Annotated in this window: 11 protein-coding genes and 3 pseudogenes; 6 read left to right on the top strand and 8 right to left on the bottom strand. The window is 64.7% G+C overall.

Going from position 1 to position 16,362, the window contains the following annotated elements; translation table 11 throughout:
* Positions 1–219: 219 nt before the first annotated feature.
* The 4 genes and pseudogenes from ABIB42_RS10910 to ABIB42_RS10895 form a co-directional block, all read left to right on the top strand.
* A pseudogene (locus ABIB42_RS10910) lies at positions 220–1,071 on the top strand (chromate transporter); the annotation flags it as partial.
* Between the two features lie 59 nt (positions 1,072–1,130).
* A pseudogene (locus ABIB42_RS10905) lies at positions 1,131–1,373 on the top strand (transposase); the annotation flags it as partial.
* 230 nt (positions 1,374–1,603) lie between these two features.
* Entirely contained in the window at positions 1,604–2,965 is a 1,362-nt protein-coding gene (locus ABIB42_RS10900) for an IS110 family transposase (protein ID WP_005667535.1), read from the top strand.
* A gap of 9 nt (positions 2,966–2,974) precedes the next feature.
* Positions 2,975–3,883 (top strand): annotated as a pseudogene (locus tag ABIB42_RS10895) (IS3 family transposase); the annotation flags it as partial.
* Between the two features lie 170 nt (positions 3,884–4,053).
* Here the strand turns inward: ABIB42_RS10895 and ABIB42_RS10890 are convergent.
* From ABIB42_RS10890 to uraH, 8 genes are all read right to left on the bottom strand, one after another.
* Positions 4,054–5,286, bottom strand: a complete 1,233-nt coding sequence (locus ABIB42_RS10890; protein WP_005668306.1) for a type II secretion system F family protein — start codon at positions 5,284–5,286, stop codon at positions 4,054–4,056.
* A gap of 22 nt (positions 5,287–5,308) precedes the next feature.
* The gene (gene pilB, locus ABIB42_RS10885) at positions 5,309–7,036 is read right to left on the bottom strand and encodes a type IV-A pilus assembly ATPase PilB (RefSeq protein WP_005668307.1); all 1,728 of its coding nucleotides are present in this window, start codon (positions 7,034–7,036) and stop codon (positions 5,309–5,311) included.
* A 202-nt stretch (positions 7,037–7,238) separates the two neighbouring features.
* Positions 7,239–8,807 (bottom strand): methyl-accepting chemotaxis protein, encoded by a 1,569-nt coding sequence (locus ABIB42_RS10880; protein WP_005668308.1) that lies wholly within the window; start codon positions 8,805–8,807, stop codon positions 7,239–7,241.
* A 94-nt stretch (positions 8,808–8,901) separates the two neighbouring features.
* Entirely contained in the window at positions 8,902–9,306 is a 405-nt protein-coding gene (locus tag ABIB42_RS10875) for a hypothetical protein (protein WP_005668310.1), read from the bottom strand.
* A gap of 10 nt (positions 9,307–9,316) precedes the next feature.
* On the bottom strand, positions 9,317–10,558 hold the full coding sequence (locus ABIB42_RS10870; RefSeq protein ID WP_429248317.1) for a hypothetical protein: 1,242 nt from the start codon (positions 10,556–10,558) through the stop codon (positions 9,317–9,319).
* A 190-nt stretch (positions 10,559–10,748) separates the two neighbouring features.
* The gene (locus ABIB42_RS10865) at positions 10,749–11,306 is read right to left on the bottom strand and encodes a ClpP family protease (RefSeq protein ID WP_005668312.1); all 558 of its coding nucleotides are present in this window, start codon (positions 11,304–11,306) and stop codon (positions 10,749–10,751) included.
* Positions 11,307–11,360: 54 nt separating this feature from the next.
* Complete coding sequence (locus ABIB42_RS10860; protein WP_429248316.1) at positions 11,361–13,199, bottom strand: DUF4153 domain-containing protein; 1,839 nt, start codon at positions 13,197–13,199, stop codon at positions 11,361–11,363.
* A 73-nt stretch (positions 13,200–13,272) separates the two neighbouring features.
* The gene (gene uraH / locus ABIB42_RS10855) at positions 13,273–13,626 is read right to left on the bottom strand and encodes a hydroxyisourate hydrolase (protein ID WP_184235344.1); all 354 of its coding nucleotides are present in this window, start codon (positions 13,624–13,626) and stop codon (positions 13,273–13,275) included.
* A gap of 193 nt (positions 13,627–13,819) precedes the next feature.
* On the opposite strand from uraH, the gene puuE reads away from it, so the two are divergent.
* Positions 13,820–14,767: an allantoinase PuuE gene (gene puuE / locus ABIB42_RS10850; RefSeq protein ID WP_429248315.1), complete on the top strand. Its 948-nt coding sequence runs from the start codon at positions 13,820–13,822 to the stop codon at positions 14,765–14,767.
* Positions 14,768–14,898: 131 nt separating this feature from the next.
* On the top strand, positions 14,899–16,362 hold the full coding sequence (xdhA, locus tag ABIB42_RS10845) for a xanthine dehydrogenase small subunit (protein WP_429248314.1): 1,464 nt from the start codon (positions 14,899–14,901) through the stop codon (positions 16,360–16,362).

The raw sequence follows: 16,362 nt of genomic DNA, 5'->3' as shown, positions 1-16,362 counted from the left end.
ACGGCGGAACGGGGCAGCGCCGGGCAGCTGCTGAAGTGGAAATGGACACAGCTTAAACTAGCCGGCTGAGTGTCTTGACTGATGGGTCCACTTTAGTTTCGAGGCCATCCTGGATGGCGCCCGCCAGCGGGCTGCCGATGACGATGCCCTGCTCAGCGAGGTCAGCGGCGTACTGGATTCGCTGTACGCCTATTTTTCTAAAGACGATGGAGTCCCTGCATGAACGATCCAGCAAACAGTGGCGGCAGGCCTGCCTATACCTTGTGGCAGATGATCGCCTACATGCTGCGTTTGGGTGCGCTTGGGTTTGGCGGCCCGGTAGCATTGGTCGGATACATGCATCGCGACTTGGTGGAGTCACGTAAATGGGTATCGGAAGCTGACTATAAGGAGGGACTGGCGCTGTCGCAATTGGCCCCCGGCCCTCTGGCTGCCCAGCTGGCGATTTACCTCGGTTATGTGCATTACCGGATATGGGGTGCGACGCTGGTCGGCATCGCCTTCGTTATCCCGTCATTCATTATTGTGGTCGTGCTTGGCTGGGCCTATGTCCGTTTTGGTGGACTATCGTGGATGCAGGCAGTGTTTTACGGGGTTGGCGCAGCTGTCGTGGGCATCATCGTGATGAGCGCAAAAAAGCTCACCGAGAAAAGTGTCGGCAAGGACAAGCTGCTCTGGGCCATCTATCTAGTATTGGCGGCCGTCACCATCGCCACCGAGTCGGAAATCGCCTGGCTCTTCATTGCGGCCGGTGTCCTGGTGTGGTTTTGGCGCGCGCCACCGAAGTGGCTTAACCGTGGCAGCGTCAACGCGCTTGCCGCCACCCAGCTGCCGATGGTCTCGAGCCTGTATGCAGCGGCGGACGTGTCGCTGCTGGTGCAGATCGCGCTGTTTTTTGCGAAAGCCGGCGCCTTCGTCTTCGGTTCCGGGCTGGCGATCGTGCCCTTCCTGTACGGGGGCGTAGTTACCGAACACGCGTGGCTGACGGAGAAGCAGTTCGTCGACGCCGTTGCAGTTGCCATGATCACACCGGGGCCGGTGGTTATTACCGTGGGCTTCATCGGGTATCTGAATCGCCACGACTTCCATAGACACTCCTGAGCCTATAATTGTAGGGTCAAGGAGAAAGTATGAGCGGCAAACGGTATCCCGAAGAATTCAAGATCGAAGCGGTCAAGCAAGTGACGGAGCGTGGGCACGCGGCGACGGAAGTTGCTGCACGGTTGGGCGTCAGCTCGCACAGCCTGTACCAGTGGGTAAAGCGCTACAGCGCACCGCCGGCCGAGCGGCAGAAGGTGGACGATCAGCAGGCTGAGATGAAGCGCCTGAAGGCCGAGCTGAAACGCGTTACCGAGGAGCGCGATATTTTAAAAAACCGCCCCGCACGGTCGCCCGTGGCCCTCATGAATAGAAACTCCAGAAGAGTACACTGGTTGCACGCAGGACTGTGACCGAACGCTTTTTGGAGGCATAGACCCCGTCAAAAAACCTGGTCCAGGGGAAGCTGCGGACTCATATGTGGCGGCGCCATCTGGCGCCCCCGTTTAGGAAGTTGATCAATTCCGAGTCCCCGTCCTGCACCTGACTATCCAGGAGGTGGCCCATGTCCAGAGAGCGTTCACGATCCAAGCCCAGCGGGCTGCCGATCATTCATCCATTCGCGGCCGGCATCGATATCGGTGCACGATTCCACGTCGCCGCCGTCAGCCCGGATCTGTGCGACGAACCAGTCCAGACGTTTCAGGCTTTTACCAGTGATCTGGAACGCATGGCCAATTGGCTGGTTGCAACCGGAACGAAAACGGTCGTGATGGAATCGACAGGCGTCTACTGGGTCGCCGCCTTTGAAGTGCTCGAGTCGCACGGGCTCGAAGTCATCCTGGCCAACGCCCGCGAAGCGCGGGCCGTCCCAGGTAGAAAAAGCGACGTCAACGATGCCCAGTGGCTGCAGCGTTTGCATGCCTGCGGCCTGCTGCGTGCTAGCTTCCGTCCTGGCCGCGATATCGCAGAGTTGCGGGCCTATCTTCGCGCCCGCGAGAAGCACACCGACTACGCTGCCGCACATATCCAGCACATGCAGAAGGCGCTGACGTTCATGAACATTCAGCTCCATCACGTTATCGCCACGATCACCGGCGTCACGGGCATGAGGATCATCCGTGCCATCGTTGCCGGCGAGCGCAATCCCGATACGTTGGCGGCGATGCGCGATGTGCGCTGCAAGGAAAGCCTGGAAACCATCCGCAGTGCGCTGGTTGGTAATTACCAGCCCGAACACGTGTTTGCGCTCAAGCAGGCGCTTGCCCTTTACGATTTTTATCAGCGCTGCATCGACGAATGCGACGTGGAAATCGAACGTACGGTGGCGGGGCTGAACATTGGCAAGACGATGCCGGACGCGCCGCTCCCGAAGGCCAAACATCGCAGCAAAATGCCGAGCGATCCTAAGTTTGACGTGCGCGCTGCCCTGTATCAGCTAACCGGCACCGATCTCACGCAAATCCACGGCGTCGGCCCATTCCTGGCATTACGGTTTATCGGCGAATGTGGTACGGACATGGGTCGATGGCGTAGCGCGAAACACTTCACGTCATGGTTGACGTTGTCACCCGGCTGCAAAATCAGCGGCGGCAAGGTGCTGTCGGCGCATACGCGCAAGACCAGCAGCCGGCTGACCGTCGCGATTCGACTGGCAGCCGTCACCGTTGGACGGAGCGACACCGCGCTCGGCGCGTTCTACCGACGTCTTGCAGGACGCATCGGCACGGCCAAAGCAGTGACCGCCACAGCCCGCAAGATTGCGGTCCTGTTTTACAACGCTATGCGGTATGGTATGGATTACCGGGACCCCGGTGCCGACCACTATGAACAGCAGTATCGCGATCGCGTGGTCAAGCAGCTGCATCGGCGCGCAGCGCAGTTCGGATTTGCTCTGCAGCCTCAGGAATCAATGGCTAGCGGGTGAGTTTCTTAGGAAGGCCGCCGCGTACTTTGCCAAGATGTCCGGGTAAGGTACGCCTTCATTCGCGATGCCCGTAACGAACATTCGATCCGAAGGCTTTGCAAGATGATGACAGTGCATCCCAGCGGTTTCTACGCCTGGTGTGCCGAGCCGGAAAGCCAGCGAACCCAGGAAGACCGGCGCCTGCTCGGGCACATTAAGCAGTCGTGGTTGGAAAGCGGCGCAGTGTACGGCTACAGGAAAGTCTCGGACGACTTGCGCGACCTGGGCGAGCAGTGCGGGATCAACCGCGTTCACCGAATCATGCGCGCCGCCGGCCTGCACTCGCAAACAGGCTATGGCAAGCGCCGCTTCAAACGCGGCGGCATTCCATCGGTAGTAGCACCAAACCACCTGCAGCGGCAATTCGATGTGACTGAACCAAACAAGGTTTGGGTCACGGACATCACGTACATCCGCACGCATGAGGGTTGGTTGTACCTGGCCGCAGTGCTCGACCTGTTTTCACGCCAGGTCATCGGCTGGTCGATGGGTTCGAGGATGGATCGCGAGTTGGCTCTGAACGCTTTGCTGATGGCTGTCTGGCGTCGCCAGCCTAAGCAGACCGTCATGGTTCACTCGGATCAGGGCAGCCAGTTCAGCAGCTACGACTGGCGCGATTTTCTGAGAGCGCACAACCTCGAACAGAGCATGAGCCGACGCGGCAATTGTCACGACAATGCGGTCGCCGAGAGCTTTTTCCAGCTACTGAAGCGGGAACGTGTTCGCCGGCGGATCTACATTACTCGCGATGAGGCCAGGCAGGACATCTTCGACTATATCGAGATGTTCTACAATCCGAAGCGCCGGCACAGTTTCAGCAATGACTTGTCGCCGGTCGAGTATGAAAAGCAGTATTTCCAGCGGCTCTCGAGTGTCTAGAAAAGCTGTGGCGATTCACATCGTGCTTGCCTGCGCCTGCTATAGTATTAAGCAGTAGCTTTATGTCAGATAGAGGTAGAGCTACTGCGAACTACGTGAGAACGCTGCGAATTCGCTGCGAAGTTTTCTGAGACGCTGCGAAGTATTCTGAGAACCTACAACTACCCGCTTCAGACCACCGACCCCAGCTTGAAGATCGGCAAATACATCGCAATCACCAGCCCGCCGATCAACACCCCAAGAATCACCATGATCAGCGGCTCCATCAGCGACGACAACGCCGCCACCGCCTCATCGACCTCATCCTCGAAGAAATCCGCCACCTTGCCCAGCATCGCATCGAGCGACCCCGACTCTTCGCCGATCTGCACCATCTGGATCACGAGGTTCGGGAACACGTCCGCATTCTGCATCGAGGCGGTCAGGCTGGTGCCGGTGCTGACCTCGTTCTGGATCTTGCGCGTGGCTTCCAGGTAGACCGCATTGCCCGACGCCCCGCCGACAGAATCGAGCGCTTCGACCAGCGGCACGCCGGCCGCGAACATGGTCGAGAGGGTGCGGGTCCAGCGCGCGATGGTGGCCTTGCGGATCACGCTGCCGAAGATCGGCAGGCGCAGCAGCAGGCGGTCCATCACCTGCTGCATCCTGAGCGAGCGGCGCCAGGCCTGGAAGAACAGGTACAGCCCGGCGAACAGCGAGCCGAAGATCACGTACCACCATTCCACGACGAAGTCGGAGATCGCCATCACCACCACGGTCGGGGTCGGCAAGTCGGCGCCGAAGCTCGAGAACACCTGCTTGAAGGCCGGCACCACCCAGATCATGATCACGGCGGTGACGACCAGGGCCACCGCCAGGATCGCGATCGGATAGGTCAGGGCCGACTTGATCTTGCCCTTGAGCGCCAGGGTCTTTTCCTTGTAGATCGCCAGGCGCGTGAGCAGGTCTTCCAGGATGCCGGCCTGTTCGCCGGCGCCGACCAGGTTGCAGAACAGCGGATCGAAGTACAGCGGGAACTTGCGGAAGGCGCGGTTCAGGCTGGTGCCGGTCTCGACGTCGTTGCGCAGGTCCTGGATCAGCTTGGCCATCGACGGGTTGCTGTGGCCCTTGCCGACGATGTCGAACGATTGCAGCAGCGGCACGCCGGCCTTCATCATGGTCGCGAGCTGGCGCGTGAACATGGTCAGGTCCTTGTCCGTTATCTTGCGGCCGCTGCGGTAGACCTTCTTCTTGACCTTGGTGACCATGATGCCCTGGCGGCGCAGGGTCACGTTGACGATCGCCTCGCCGCCGGCGCGCACTTCGCCGCGCACCACGCGGCCGGTCTTGTCCTTGCCCTCCCAGGCGTACACGTTTTCCTTGACCTGCGCGCCACGGCTCTTGGGTTGGGGGGATGTTGCCATTGTTCGTATTCCTGTCCGGGTCTTATTCGTTGGTGCAGCCAAGCACTTCTTCAAGGCTGGTCAGCCCCTGTTTTACTTTCAGCAAACCCGAGCGGCGCAACGAGTTGACGCCTTCCTTCTCGGCCTGGGCCGCGATTTCCATGGAATTGCCATTGGCCAGGATCAGCGCCTCGATACTGGGGGAGATCGGCATGATCTGGTAGATGCCGACCCGGCCCTTGTAGCCCGAGCCCAGGCAGCGGTCGCAGCCGACCGGGCCGTAGGGCCGCCAGTCGCCGTCCAGGTCGCTGTCGCGGTAGCCGGCGGCCAGCAGGGCCTCGCGGCTGATCTCGAGCGGCTGCTTGCAGCCGCACAGGCGCCGCGCCAGGCGCTGGGCCGTGATCAGGATCACCGACGAGGCGATGTTGAACGGCGCCACGCCCATGTTCATCAGGCGCGTCAGGGTCGACGGCGCATCGTTGGTGTGCAGCGTCGAGAACACCATGTGGCCGGTCTGGGCGGCCTTGACCGCGATGTCGGCGGTTTCCAGGTCGCGGATCTCGCCGACCATGATGATGTCGGGATCCTGGCGCAGGAAGGATTTCAGCGCCACCGGGAAGGTCAGGCCGGCCTTTTCGTTGACGTTGACCTGGTTCACGCCCGGCAGGTTGATCTCGGCCGGGTCTTCGGCGGTCGAAATGTTAATGCCTGGCTTGTTCAGCAGATTCAGGCAGCTGTACAGTGACACGGTCTTGCCGGAGCCGGTCGGGCCCGTCACCAGCACCATGCCGTAGGGGCGGGTGATCGCTTCCAGCAGCAGCGCCTTCTGGTCCGGATCGTAGCCGAGCGCGTCGATGCCCATCTGCGCCTGGGTCGCGTCCAGGATACGCATCACGGTCTTTTCGCCGAACAGCGTGGGCAGGGTGCTGACACGGAAATCGATGGTGCGGGTGGCCGACATGATCAGCCGCATGCGGCCGTCTTGTGGCACGCGTTTTTCGGCGATGTCCAGCCGCGCCAGCACCTTGATGCGCGACACCAGTTTTTCGCGGATCGACAGCGGCGGCGAGGCGTGGTCGCGCAGCACCCCGTCGACCCGCAGGCGGATCCGGTAATACTTTTCGTAGGGCTCGAAATGGATGTCCGACGCGCCCATCTGTACCGCGTCCATCAGGATCTTGTTCAGGAAGCGCACGATCGGCGCGTCCTCGACGTCGCTGGCGGCCTCCGGGTTCGTGGCCGCCTGCTGGTCTTCTTCGGCGAATTCGATCTCGGCGTCGTCGCCGGCCAGCTCGCTCAAATCCTGTTCGGCGCCCTTGGCGATCGCAGCCAGCAGATTGAGCAGCGCGTCGTGCGGCACGATCACCGGCTCGACCGTCGCCTCGCTCTGGAACTTGATCTGGTCCAGGGCCTGGTTATTGGTCGGGTCGGACAGCGCGACCGACAGCTTGTTGCCGCGCTTGGCCAGCGCGATCACGCGCTGGGCCTGCATCAGCCTGGCGTCGATGGCGCTGGTGGGCAGGAACTCCGGCGCGAAGGCCGACAGGTCGAACAGCGGATAGCCGAAGGTCTCGGCGCAGAAGGCGGCCAGCGCGCGCGGCTCGATCGCGCCGCTGGCGAGCACGGCGTCGATGAAGGCGGTCTTTTCCTGGATGGCCTTCTTGTGCAGCATGTCCGCCTGTGCGGCGCTCAGGCGATTGGCCTGCACCAGCGCGCGCGCCAGGCCCGACAGCGCGGTGCCGGTGGTCGTGTTGGGGAGGACTGCTGCCATATGCGCCGTGTGTGGGAACCTCAAGGGAAGCGACAAGGGCGCCGGGCGAGCCGGCGGATCAAAGGATCATGCCTACAGGCACTAAATTTGTAAAGGATTTGGTGTGCATGAGATGCGTCCGTACCACGTGGACGAATTGGCATTCCGGGCAGGATCGCCCGGAATGGATGGGCTGGTATTGCGCTGCTTCGCGTGCGGCGCGTTAAGCTTGATGAAACAGTCTTGGCAAAGCTTTCACGGTCGTGGTCGGTTCGGAAACCTGCAGCCTGAACACCGCCAGCGCCTCGGTCAGCTGCCCGGTCTGGTCGGTCAGCGACTCCGCCGCCGCCGATGCCTCTTCGACCAGGGCCGCGTTCTGCTGCGTCATCTCGTCGATGCTGCCGATCGCGCGGCCGATGTCTTCGATGCCCGCGTGCTGGCGCGCGCCGGCGTCGCGGATTTCGACCATGATGGTCTGCACCTTGCGCACCGCGTCCACGAGCTGTTCCATCGTCGCTCCCGCTTCGTCGACCAGCGCGCTGCCGGCGTTCACCTTGGACACCGAATCGCCGATCAGTTGCTTGATTTCCTTGGCCGCCGCCGCCGAGCGGTGGGCCAGCGTGCGCACCTCGCTGGCCACGACCGCGAAGCCGCGGCCCTGTTCGCCGGCGCGCGCCGCTTCCACCGCCGCGTTCAGCGCCAGGATATTGGTCTGGAAGGCAATGCCATCGATGGTGGCGATGATCTCGACGATCTTCCTGGACGAGGCGTCGATGTCGCCCATCGTGGTCACCACGCCGCCCACCACGGCGCCGCCGCGGGTGGCGATGTCGGTGGCCGAGGCCACCAGGGCGTTGGCCTGGCTGGCGTTGGCGGCGTTCTGGCGCACGGCGCCGGTCAGCTCTTCCATCGCGCGCGTGGTGCGGTCCAGGCTCGCCGCCTGCGATTCGGTGCGGCGCGCCAGGTCGGCGTTGCCGCTCGCGATCTCGGTGCTGGCGTTGGCGATGGTGTCGGCCGAACCCTTGATGCCGGCCACCAGCGTCGCCAGGCGTTCGCGCATGTCCTTCAGCGCCACCAGCAGGCTGTCGTTGTCGCCCGCTTCGATCCGGATATCCATCGACAGGTCGCCGGCGGCCACCGCCTGCGCGATCGTGCGCGCATAGGCCGGCTCGCCGCCCAGCTGGCGCCAGATGGTGCGCACCACGAACCACGAGGTGATCGCCAGCGCGGCGAGCACGGCCAGGGCGCTGGCGACCATCGCCACCAGCGTGTTGCGCACGCTGTCCTGGCTGGCGGCGATGCCGGCCGCGAACTGGCGCTGGGCGCTGTCGACGGTCTTGGCCAGGTCGGCGTTCAGGGAGGCCAGCGCCGCCTGCATCTTGCCGACCGTCGCCTGCGGGTCGCCCTGTTCCATTTCGAGCATGATGCGCGCCGACGACAGCGCGGGAGCGTAGTAGGCGTCGAATTCGTTCTTGAGGCGCGCGCCGGTCGCTGCATGGCCCGGGATCTGTCCAAGCTTGTCGAGATCGGCGCGCACCTTGTTCGCCTGCGCGCCGACCTGCTCGATGCGCGCCTTGTCGCCCTCGGTCACGGCGTCGGTCAGGCCCTCGGTGACGGCGGCGATGTCGAGCGTCACCGCCTTGACGGCATCCATCAGCGGGTAATCGACGGTTTCGGTGGTGGTGATCGACGCCAGTGCGCCGTTCGCGATCGTCACGCTGGCGCCGGCCCCGAGGCCGAAGATGATGGCGGAAATGACGGGCAGTGCCCAGATCCTGCGCTTGATGCTCATGATGTCTCCAGATATGCGAGACCCGCCGGGCGGCGAATGCCGTCGGCGGATCGACAAGGCGGCGCGGCAATGCCGGCCGCCTGGCAGATGCCATTTACTGCGCGGTGTGGACGACCTTGACCGTCGCGTCGACCGCGCTCTTCTCGATATAGCCGATCGCTTTCGGGTTGGCCGCCACGGCCGCCTTCACGGCCGCGCTGTCGGCGACTTCCTTCGGCATCGTGGCCTTGCCGGTGAACACCAGCTTGGACCACAGCGCCTTGGCCTGGGCCGCGTCCTTGTCCGCGACCTTCTTGTAGAAGTCGGCGCGGATCGGTGCGCCGTCCGGCTGGTCGATCGGGGTCATGGCCGTCGATTTACCGAGGAAGAACTGGGCGACCTGTTCCTTGGTCATGCTGCTCTCGGCCGCCTTGGGATTGACGACCACGACCACCTGGGCCATTGCCGGCAGGACGGCGAAGCTCGATGCCGCGCACGCGGCCAGAATCAATTTCTTCATGTTCGCTCCTTCAGAACACGAAATCGAGGGCCACGGCGCCCACGGTCACCGGACCGGAGAAGCCAGGCTGGGCGTTGATGAACAGGCCGTTGCCGCTTGGCTTGATGCGGTCGATCTGGACCTTGAGCGCCACCGAGCTGGCGAAATCCCAGCGCACGCCGATGGTGTCGGTGGTCTGCTCGCCCTGGCCCACGCCCGATACCGGGATGCGGCGCACGGCGCCGTCCAGCTGCATCAGGGTCGGGGTGCAGGCCGCGGGATAGCCCGCCGGGCAGGCCGCAGGCACGGTGCTGTTGATGGACCCGTCGATCTTCAGTTCAGACCGCGTGTAGTACGGCAAGAACTTGCCGATGCGGTAGCCGCCCATCACGTACCAGGAGGTGGTGTCGTTGATATAGGTCTCGGTCTTGCGCTTGGCGAACTCGGTCTGCAGCACGAAGTTGTTCCAGTCGGCGGTCAGGCCGATCGAATTGAAGGTGCCCTTGGCATCCTTGGCTTCGATCTGGCCGGCCAGGTCGGTCAGCTGTGGCAGGCGATAGCCGGCGCCGGCGGCGCGCAGCGAGCCGACCAGGGTGTTGAGCGAGGCCAGGTCGTCCACCGTGATCCTGGTGCGGGCATGGCCGACGCGCAGCGTGAACGGGCCATTCTCGGCGACCACGTTCAGCGCCACGATGTCCTTGCCGCGCACGTGGAAGCCGTCGAGCGGCGACTTGATGGCGCCGGCCGCCAGCTGCGACGTGACGGTGGTGTTGCCGTAGTCGCGACGCCAGGTGATGTCGGCGCCGTCGACGCTGTTGAACGGCACTTGCGAATACACTTCCGACGGCGGACGCAGCATGGTGTTGGCGTAGCCGACGTTGCGGTAGTCCGAGATCATGAAGACCGGCAGGCCGACGCGGCCGACGCGCACGCTCAGGTCGTCCGAGATGCGGAACTTGGCGAACGCCCAGCTCAGTTCGGCGCCGTAGTGTTCTTCGGCATCCTGGCGCACCAGGCCCTGGGCAGTCAGCGACAGCCAGTTGTTGACCGCGTAGTCGGCCTGCAAGCCGAGGTTGGAATCGACGCCGGTGCGGAAATTGTCGGCGGCGCCGCTGGCCTGGTTCGGGCGACCGAACTGGGCGCGGTCGTCGTCCGACCAGGTGAGGGCGGCGGTGCCGAAACCGCTGATCTTGACGGCGTTATCTTGCGCCTGGGCCATCGCAGGGACGACCAAGGGGAGCGCCAGCAGGCTGGCGAGAATCTTTTTGTTCATTGCGGGGGTGATACCGGATTTGTAACGTGAGCTGCTAGGGAAGATGCGCACGCAAGGGCAGCAGGCATGGGCGCTGGAAATTATTCTATCCAGCAGGTAATTTTCGCAGCAACAAATTTATGACAATTGGAGATATTTGGAGATGCTTTGCCATATTCTGTGGCTGGATTGACACATTTCGTTGTCAGATTTAGTTCCACCAATGACAAGTCGGCCCTGCTGTCGGCAATCTGGCCTGCACCGCTTCGTGGACGATGCCGGCGCCAACCGCCTCCTCGGCGGTATAGATACGGGCCTGGCCGGTCAGGTGCGGCCGGATGTCGGTTTCATGGCCGGCTTCGCGGGTAGCCTCGCGAAAGATGCTGGCGTAGCGTTCGGCATCGAAATCCAGGCACTCGCGCCACTCCGACACGCGCGCATGGTCGGCCGCCACCAGATTGCCGAAACCCCAGTGCAGCGGGTGGATCAGGAAGCGCGTGCCGGGGCAGGCATAACGCTTCTGGCCGGCCAAAAAGATCACCACGCCGACCGATTCGACGCTGCCGATATTGTGGGTGGTGAGCGGGATCGGCAGGGATTTCAGGAAGAAGTAGAGCGCGAAGCCGGCCGTCATATTGCCGCCCTCGGTCGACATGTGCAGCGCGATCTCGGTCGCGCCTTTTTGCAGCGCCTCCAGGCAGCAGTTGCGCACCGTGCAGGCGGAGTTGTGGTTGATCGGGCCGATGAAATGAACGATGTGCAATGCCATATGCGCGCCTCCCCTCCAGCGGTAGTATCCGGCCCCCGAGCATAGCAATATTCGTCAGCGCGGCGCGTCTTCCTGGACGGCGCCGGCCCTATGGCCTTGCCCGAACGTCGCTGCGCAATTGGGTAATGTCGCGGCCGGCTCGATCGCGACATGCCGGCCGCCGATCTCGAGATCGGCCATCGGCGGCGCTACCGCGCGCACCCGGCCCGCGCGCAGGGCGTCGAGCATGGGCGCGCAACCGGTCAGCGACGCGGGCAGGCTGCCGGCGATTTCCCAAGCGCCCTGGTCGTCCTGGCGCAGCACGGCATTGCCATGGTCGCGGGCGCCGATCACGACGACCTCCAGCCTGGCGTCGCCGCCGAGATCGATCACATAGGCGTCGCACGGCGTCTGCTGGCGTTGCAGGCATAGCGGCAGATTGTACTGCCCGTCGACTTTCTTCCAATCGTAGTGCGCGAAGCCGGCGGGCAGGGAGGCGCCGGCCGGCCAGACCTTGAGGTTGCGCGCGATCTGCGCCGGCGCGTCGGCGCCGAGTGGGCGTGGCTGGCGCAGGCGCGCCAGTTCGGCGCGCAGCCAGTCGGCGTCGGGGCCGGCGGCGTCTTGCTCCAGCCGCGCCAGCGCCGCGCGGCCATGGCGCGCCCCGTGGTGATGAAGGTAGGCGACGTCCAGCTGGCGCAGCGTGAGCTGGCCCGCCGCCAGGCGCGCCAGCTGGCTGTTGACCGCGATGCGGCCCGGATCGAGGACGGGCGACAGCAGCAGCACCAGCACGGCCAGCACCACGAAGGCGGCTGCGATATTGACGCCGGCCAGGGTGCGCAACCAGCCGCGGCGCAGTGCTGCCGCCGCATAGCCGCCGGCATAACAGGCCGCGACCAGCAGGCTGGCGGCGGCGATGACGCGGTCGGCCGACCAGCCGTGGTCCGCGACCCGCAGCGCGAGGGCATGGGCGGCGAGCAGCGTCAGCGGCACCAGCAGCAGGCAGGCGATGCGCGCCGACGCGGCCAGCACGCGCGCCGGCGGGCTGGCGCCGTCCTGGTAGGCGGCATTGATCAGCACCACGAAGGCAGCCGCCGCGCTGAGCAGCATGCCGCCGGCGCTGCGGGTGGCCCACAGCGGATCGAGACCGGTGAACGGCAGGCTGGCCAGGAAGCCCCCCACCAGCAGGGTGAGCACCGGCAAGATCCAGGACAGCAGCACGTGCAGCAGGTTGCGGATGCCGCGCACGATGGCGGGCTTGACGTCGGTCAGGTGCATCGCCACCGAGAACGCGAAGGCGGTGACGGGAATGAAGAACCAGGCCTTGCCGATGGCCCAGCTCAGGAAATTCAGTTTGACCAGGTCGAACAGCGCGGCGCCCAGCTGCAGCACCATCCAGGTCGCGCCCACGAACACGAGGCAGAACAGGATCTGCAGATTGAGCTTCCAGGCGACCTCGAAGTAGTTGGCATAGGCCGCGATGCGGCGCCCCTCGCGGCAGGCCGCCAGCACCAGCGCATGGGCGATGAAGAAGCCGACCGCCAGGCAGAAGGTGAGCATGCCGGACGGCTTGCCGCCCTCCCCATCGGGCCCGCCGAGCCGGCGCCACATATCGTAGGCGGCCAGCAGCGCGATGACGATGGCCGCCGACACCGCCCATGACGCCAGCTGGCGGCGCGACAGGTGGCCCAGGCCGCTGATCAGGATCACCGGCAGCAGCAGGCCGAGCATGACGAGCGGCCCGAACAGCAGCGCAGCGGTGGCCGGCCAGGATTTGTCTTGCGCCGCCGTGTACAGCAGATAGAGCAGCAGGCCCTGGGCCAGGCCGATGCCGATGCGCGTGGGGCCGAGCCAGGCGGGGACCAGGTCGTCGTCGGGCGAAAGCGCGGAAGAAGCGGCGGGCGCGGGCTGCTGCATGGCGTCAATCCTTGATCGTGGTCTTGATGAGTATCTTACTTCCGATCAACGCAGAATGACGCCCACAAGTCTGCTAGCTGCCGCGGTAGGTCGAATACGACCACGGCGTCATCACCAGCGGCACGTGGTAGTTCTGGGCGGGATCGGCGATGCCGAAGCCGAGCGTGATGCGGTCCAGGAAGCGGGGAGACGGAAGGTCGACGCCGCGCGCCGCGTAGTAGTCGCCGGCGTGGAACACCAGTTCGTACTGGCCGGCCTGCAGCGCGGCCGCCTCCAGCAGGGGCGCGCCGCAGCGGCCGTCGTCGTTCGTCACCGCGCTGCTCAGGAGCGTGCGGCCGCTGGCGCCGGTCGCGTACAGCTCGACCCGGATGCCGGCGCCGGGGCAGCCGTGGGCGGTGTCGAGCACATGGGTGGTCAGTTTTCCCATCGTGGTCCTTGTCGGGGAATGTGGGGGGAGCTCATCATAACGCCGATCTGGACAGATACAAGCGTCGACCCATTCATCATGCGCGCCTGAGGGACGTATATCGGCGCCAAGAGCCCGCATATGCGTCCTGTCATATACTGTTGTGGTCGTTGCAATATATGATCGGAAGTATTCTTCCTTGTCGAGGGACGCCATGGCAGCTTCCTATCCGCGCGACCTGGCCGGCTACGGCCGCAATCCGCCGCATGCGCGCTGGCCCGGCGGCGCGCGCATCACCCTGCAGTTCGTGCTGAACTTCGAGGAGGGCGCCGAGAATTGCGTGCTGCACGGCGACCCGGCCTCCGAGACCTTCCTGTCCGAGATCGTCGGCGCCAGCGCCTTCCCGGCGCGCCACATGAGCATGGAGTCGCTCTATGAATACGGTTCACGCGCCGGCCTGTGGCGCCTGCTGCGGCTGTTCGAGGAGCGCCGGCTGCCCCTGACCGTGTTCGGCGTGGCGCAGGCGCTCGAGCGCCACCCCGAGGCGGTCGCCGCGTTTCGCGAACTGGGGCACGAGATCGCCTGTCACGGCCTGCGCTGGATCTCGTACCAGAACGTCGACGAGGCGATCGAGCGCGCGCACATGAAAGAGGCCGTCGAGATCATGCGCCGCCTGCTAGGTGCCGCGCCGCAGGGCTGGTACACGGGACGCGATTCGCCCAATACGCGCCGGCTGGTGGTCGAGCATGGCGGCTTCGCCTACGATGCCGACCACTATGGCGACGACCTGCCGTTCTGGCAGCGGGTCGACGCCCTTGACGCCGATGGCGTCGTGCGCGCGGCGCCGCACCTGGTGGTGCCGTACACGCTCGACACCAACGACATGCGCTTCGCCACCGCCCAGGGCTTCAACTCAGGAACCCAGTTCTTCGACTACCTGAAGGATGCTTTCGACGTGCTCTACGCGGAAGGCGACCCCGCCGGCCTGGACCGGCCGAAGATGCTCTCGGTCGGCCTGCACTGCCGCCTGGCGGGGCGGCCGGGGCGCACGGCGGCGCTGGCGCGCTTCCTCGATTACGTGATGCGGCATGACCGGGTCTGGGTGACGCGCCGCATCGATATCGCCAATCACTGGAAAACCGTGCATCCTTACGTGGAATGAGGCGCAAGGACGCGCGTCCAGGGTATTTGCAATTGATGATAACCGATATCAGAATTTGATGATATGAGGATGGCCGCCGGATGGTAGCCTTCCGCCCTTGGCGAACAATAAAGTTGTACATCGAGACAGGCATGTCAGAACCGATCCGATTCCTCTTCCGTGGCGAGGTGCGCGAAGTGCGCGAGACGCCGCCGACGCAAACCATCCTGCAACACTTGCGGGAGGACGTGCGCTGCACCGGCACCAAGGAAGGCTGCGCCGAAGGCGACTGCGGCGCCTGCACGGTGGTGGTCGGTTCGCTGGAAGACGGCCATCTTGCACTCAAGTCCATTAACGCCTGCATCCAGTTCACCCCGACGCTCGACGGCAAGGCGCTGTTCACGGTCGAAGACCTGGCCCAGGCCGACGGCGCGCTGCACCCGGTGCAGCAGGCGCTGGTCGAGTGCCATGGTTCGCAGTGCGGCTTCTGCACGCCGGGCTTTGCCATGTCGCTGTGGGGCATGTACCTCAAGCAGGAGGGCCGCGCGCCGGCGCGCCGCGAGATCATTGACGCGCTGTCCGGCAACCTGTGCCGCTGCACCGGCTACCGTCCCATCATCGACGCCGCGCGCCGCATGACCGAACTCCCTGCTGTTGCTTTCGACAAGCCTGCGCTGGCCGAGCGCCTGCGCGGCCTGCAGCGCAGCACCGGCTTCAGCTACACGGCCGGCGGCCAACGCTTCCACGTGCCGCGCACCCTGGACGAACTGGTGGCCTTGCGCGCCGCGCATCCGGCCGCCGTGCTGCTGGCCGGTTCGACCGACGTCGGCCTGTGGGTCACCAAGCAGCTGCGCGATCTGGGCGATGTCATCTACCTGGGCCAGGTCGAGGCGCTCAAGAGCGTGCGTATGGATGCCGGCATGCTGGAGATCGGCGCCGGCGTCTCGCTGCAGGATGCCTACGCGGCGCTGTGCGAGCGCTATCCGGCCGAGTTGTCCGAACTCTGGCAGCGCTTTGCCTCGCTCCCGATCCGCAATGCGGGCACCCTGGGCGGCAACGTCGCCAATGGTTCGCCGATCGGCGATTCGATGCCGTGGCTGATCGCGCTGGGCAGCCAGGTGGTCTTGCGCGGTAACGAGGGCAGCCGCGTGCTGGCGCTGGAAGATTTTTATCTGGGCTACCAGCAGAAAGACCTGCGCGCGGGCGAGTTCGTGCAAGCGGTGCGCGTGCCGCTGCCGTTGCCCGGGCTGCGCTTCCGTACCTATAAGCTGGCCAAGCGCTTCGACCAGGACATCTCGGCGGTGTGCGCCGCCTTCGCCGTGACGCTCGACGGCGCGACCATCGTCGACGCGCGCATTGCCTTTGGAGGCATGGCGGCCACGCCGAAGCGCGCGCTTGAGGCCGAAGCCGTCCTGCGAGGCCAGGACTGGAACGAAGCCACGCTGCGCGCGGCAATGGCGGCGCTCGCCCGCGACTACGCGCCGCTGAGCGACGCGCGCGCCTCCAGCAGCTACCGCATGCGCACCGCGCAAAACCTGCTGCACCGCTTCTGGCTGGAGACGCGCCCGGAAAATCCGCTGCCGGCCAGCGCCGTCAACGCCTTTGCAAGCTTGTGA

Origin of the sequence: Massilia sp. UYP32, assembly GCF_050434365.1 — a bacterium.
Taxonomy (GTDB): Bacteria; Pseudomonadota; Gammaproteobacteria; order Burkholderiales; family Burkholderiaceae_D; genus Telluria; species Telluria timonae.
Note: the sequence above shows the minus strand (reverse complement) of the source record. Positions and strands in the feature narration are given on the sequence as shown.

Coding starts and splice junctions, on each gene's coding strand:
- ABIB42_RS10900 (WP_005667535.1), top strand. CDS start 1,604: ATGTCCAGAGAGCGTTCACGATCCAAGCCCAGCGGGCTGCCGATCATT.
- ABIB42_RS10890 (WP_005668306.1), bottom strand. CDS start 5,286: ATGGCAACATCCCCCCAACCCAAGAGCCGTGGCGCGCAGGTCAAGGAA.
- pilB (WP_005668307.1), bottom strand. CDS start 7,036: ATGGCAGCAGTCCTCCCCAACACGACCACCGGCACCGCGCTGTCGGGC.
- ABIB42_RS10880 (WP_005668308.1), bottom strand. CDS start 8,807: ATGAGCATCAAGCGCAGGATCTGGGCACTGCCCGTCATTTCCGCCATC.
- ABIB42_RS10875 (WP_005668310.1), bottom strand. CDS start 9,306: ATGAAGAAATTGATTCTGGCCGCGTGCGCGGCATCGAGCTTCGCCGTC.
- ABIB42_RS10870 (WP_429248317.1), bottom strand. CDS start 10,558: ATGAACAAAAAGATTCTCGCCAGCCTGCTGGCGCTCCCCTTGGTCGTC.
- ABIB42_RS10865 (WP_005668312.1), bottom strand. CDS start 11,306: ATGGCATTGCACATCGTTCATTTCATCGGCCCGATCAACCACAACTCC.
- ABIB42_RS10860 (WP_429248316.1), bottom strand. CDS start 13,199: ATGCAGCAGCCCGCGCCCGCCGCTTCTTCCGCGCTTTCGCCCGACGAC.
- uraH (WP_184235344.1), bottom strand. CDS start 13,626: ATGGGAAAACTGACCACCCATGTGCTCGACACCGCCCACGGCTGCCCC.
- puuE (WP_429248315.1), top strand. CDS start 13,820: ATGGCAGCTTCCTATCCGCGCGACCTGGCCGGCTACGGCCGCAATCCG.
- xdhA (WP_429248314.1), top strand. CDS start 14,899: ATGTCAGAACCGATCCGATTCCTCTTCCGTGGCGAGGTGCGCGAAGTG.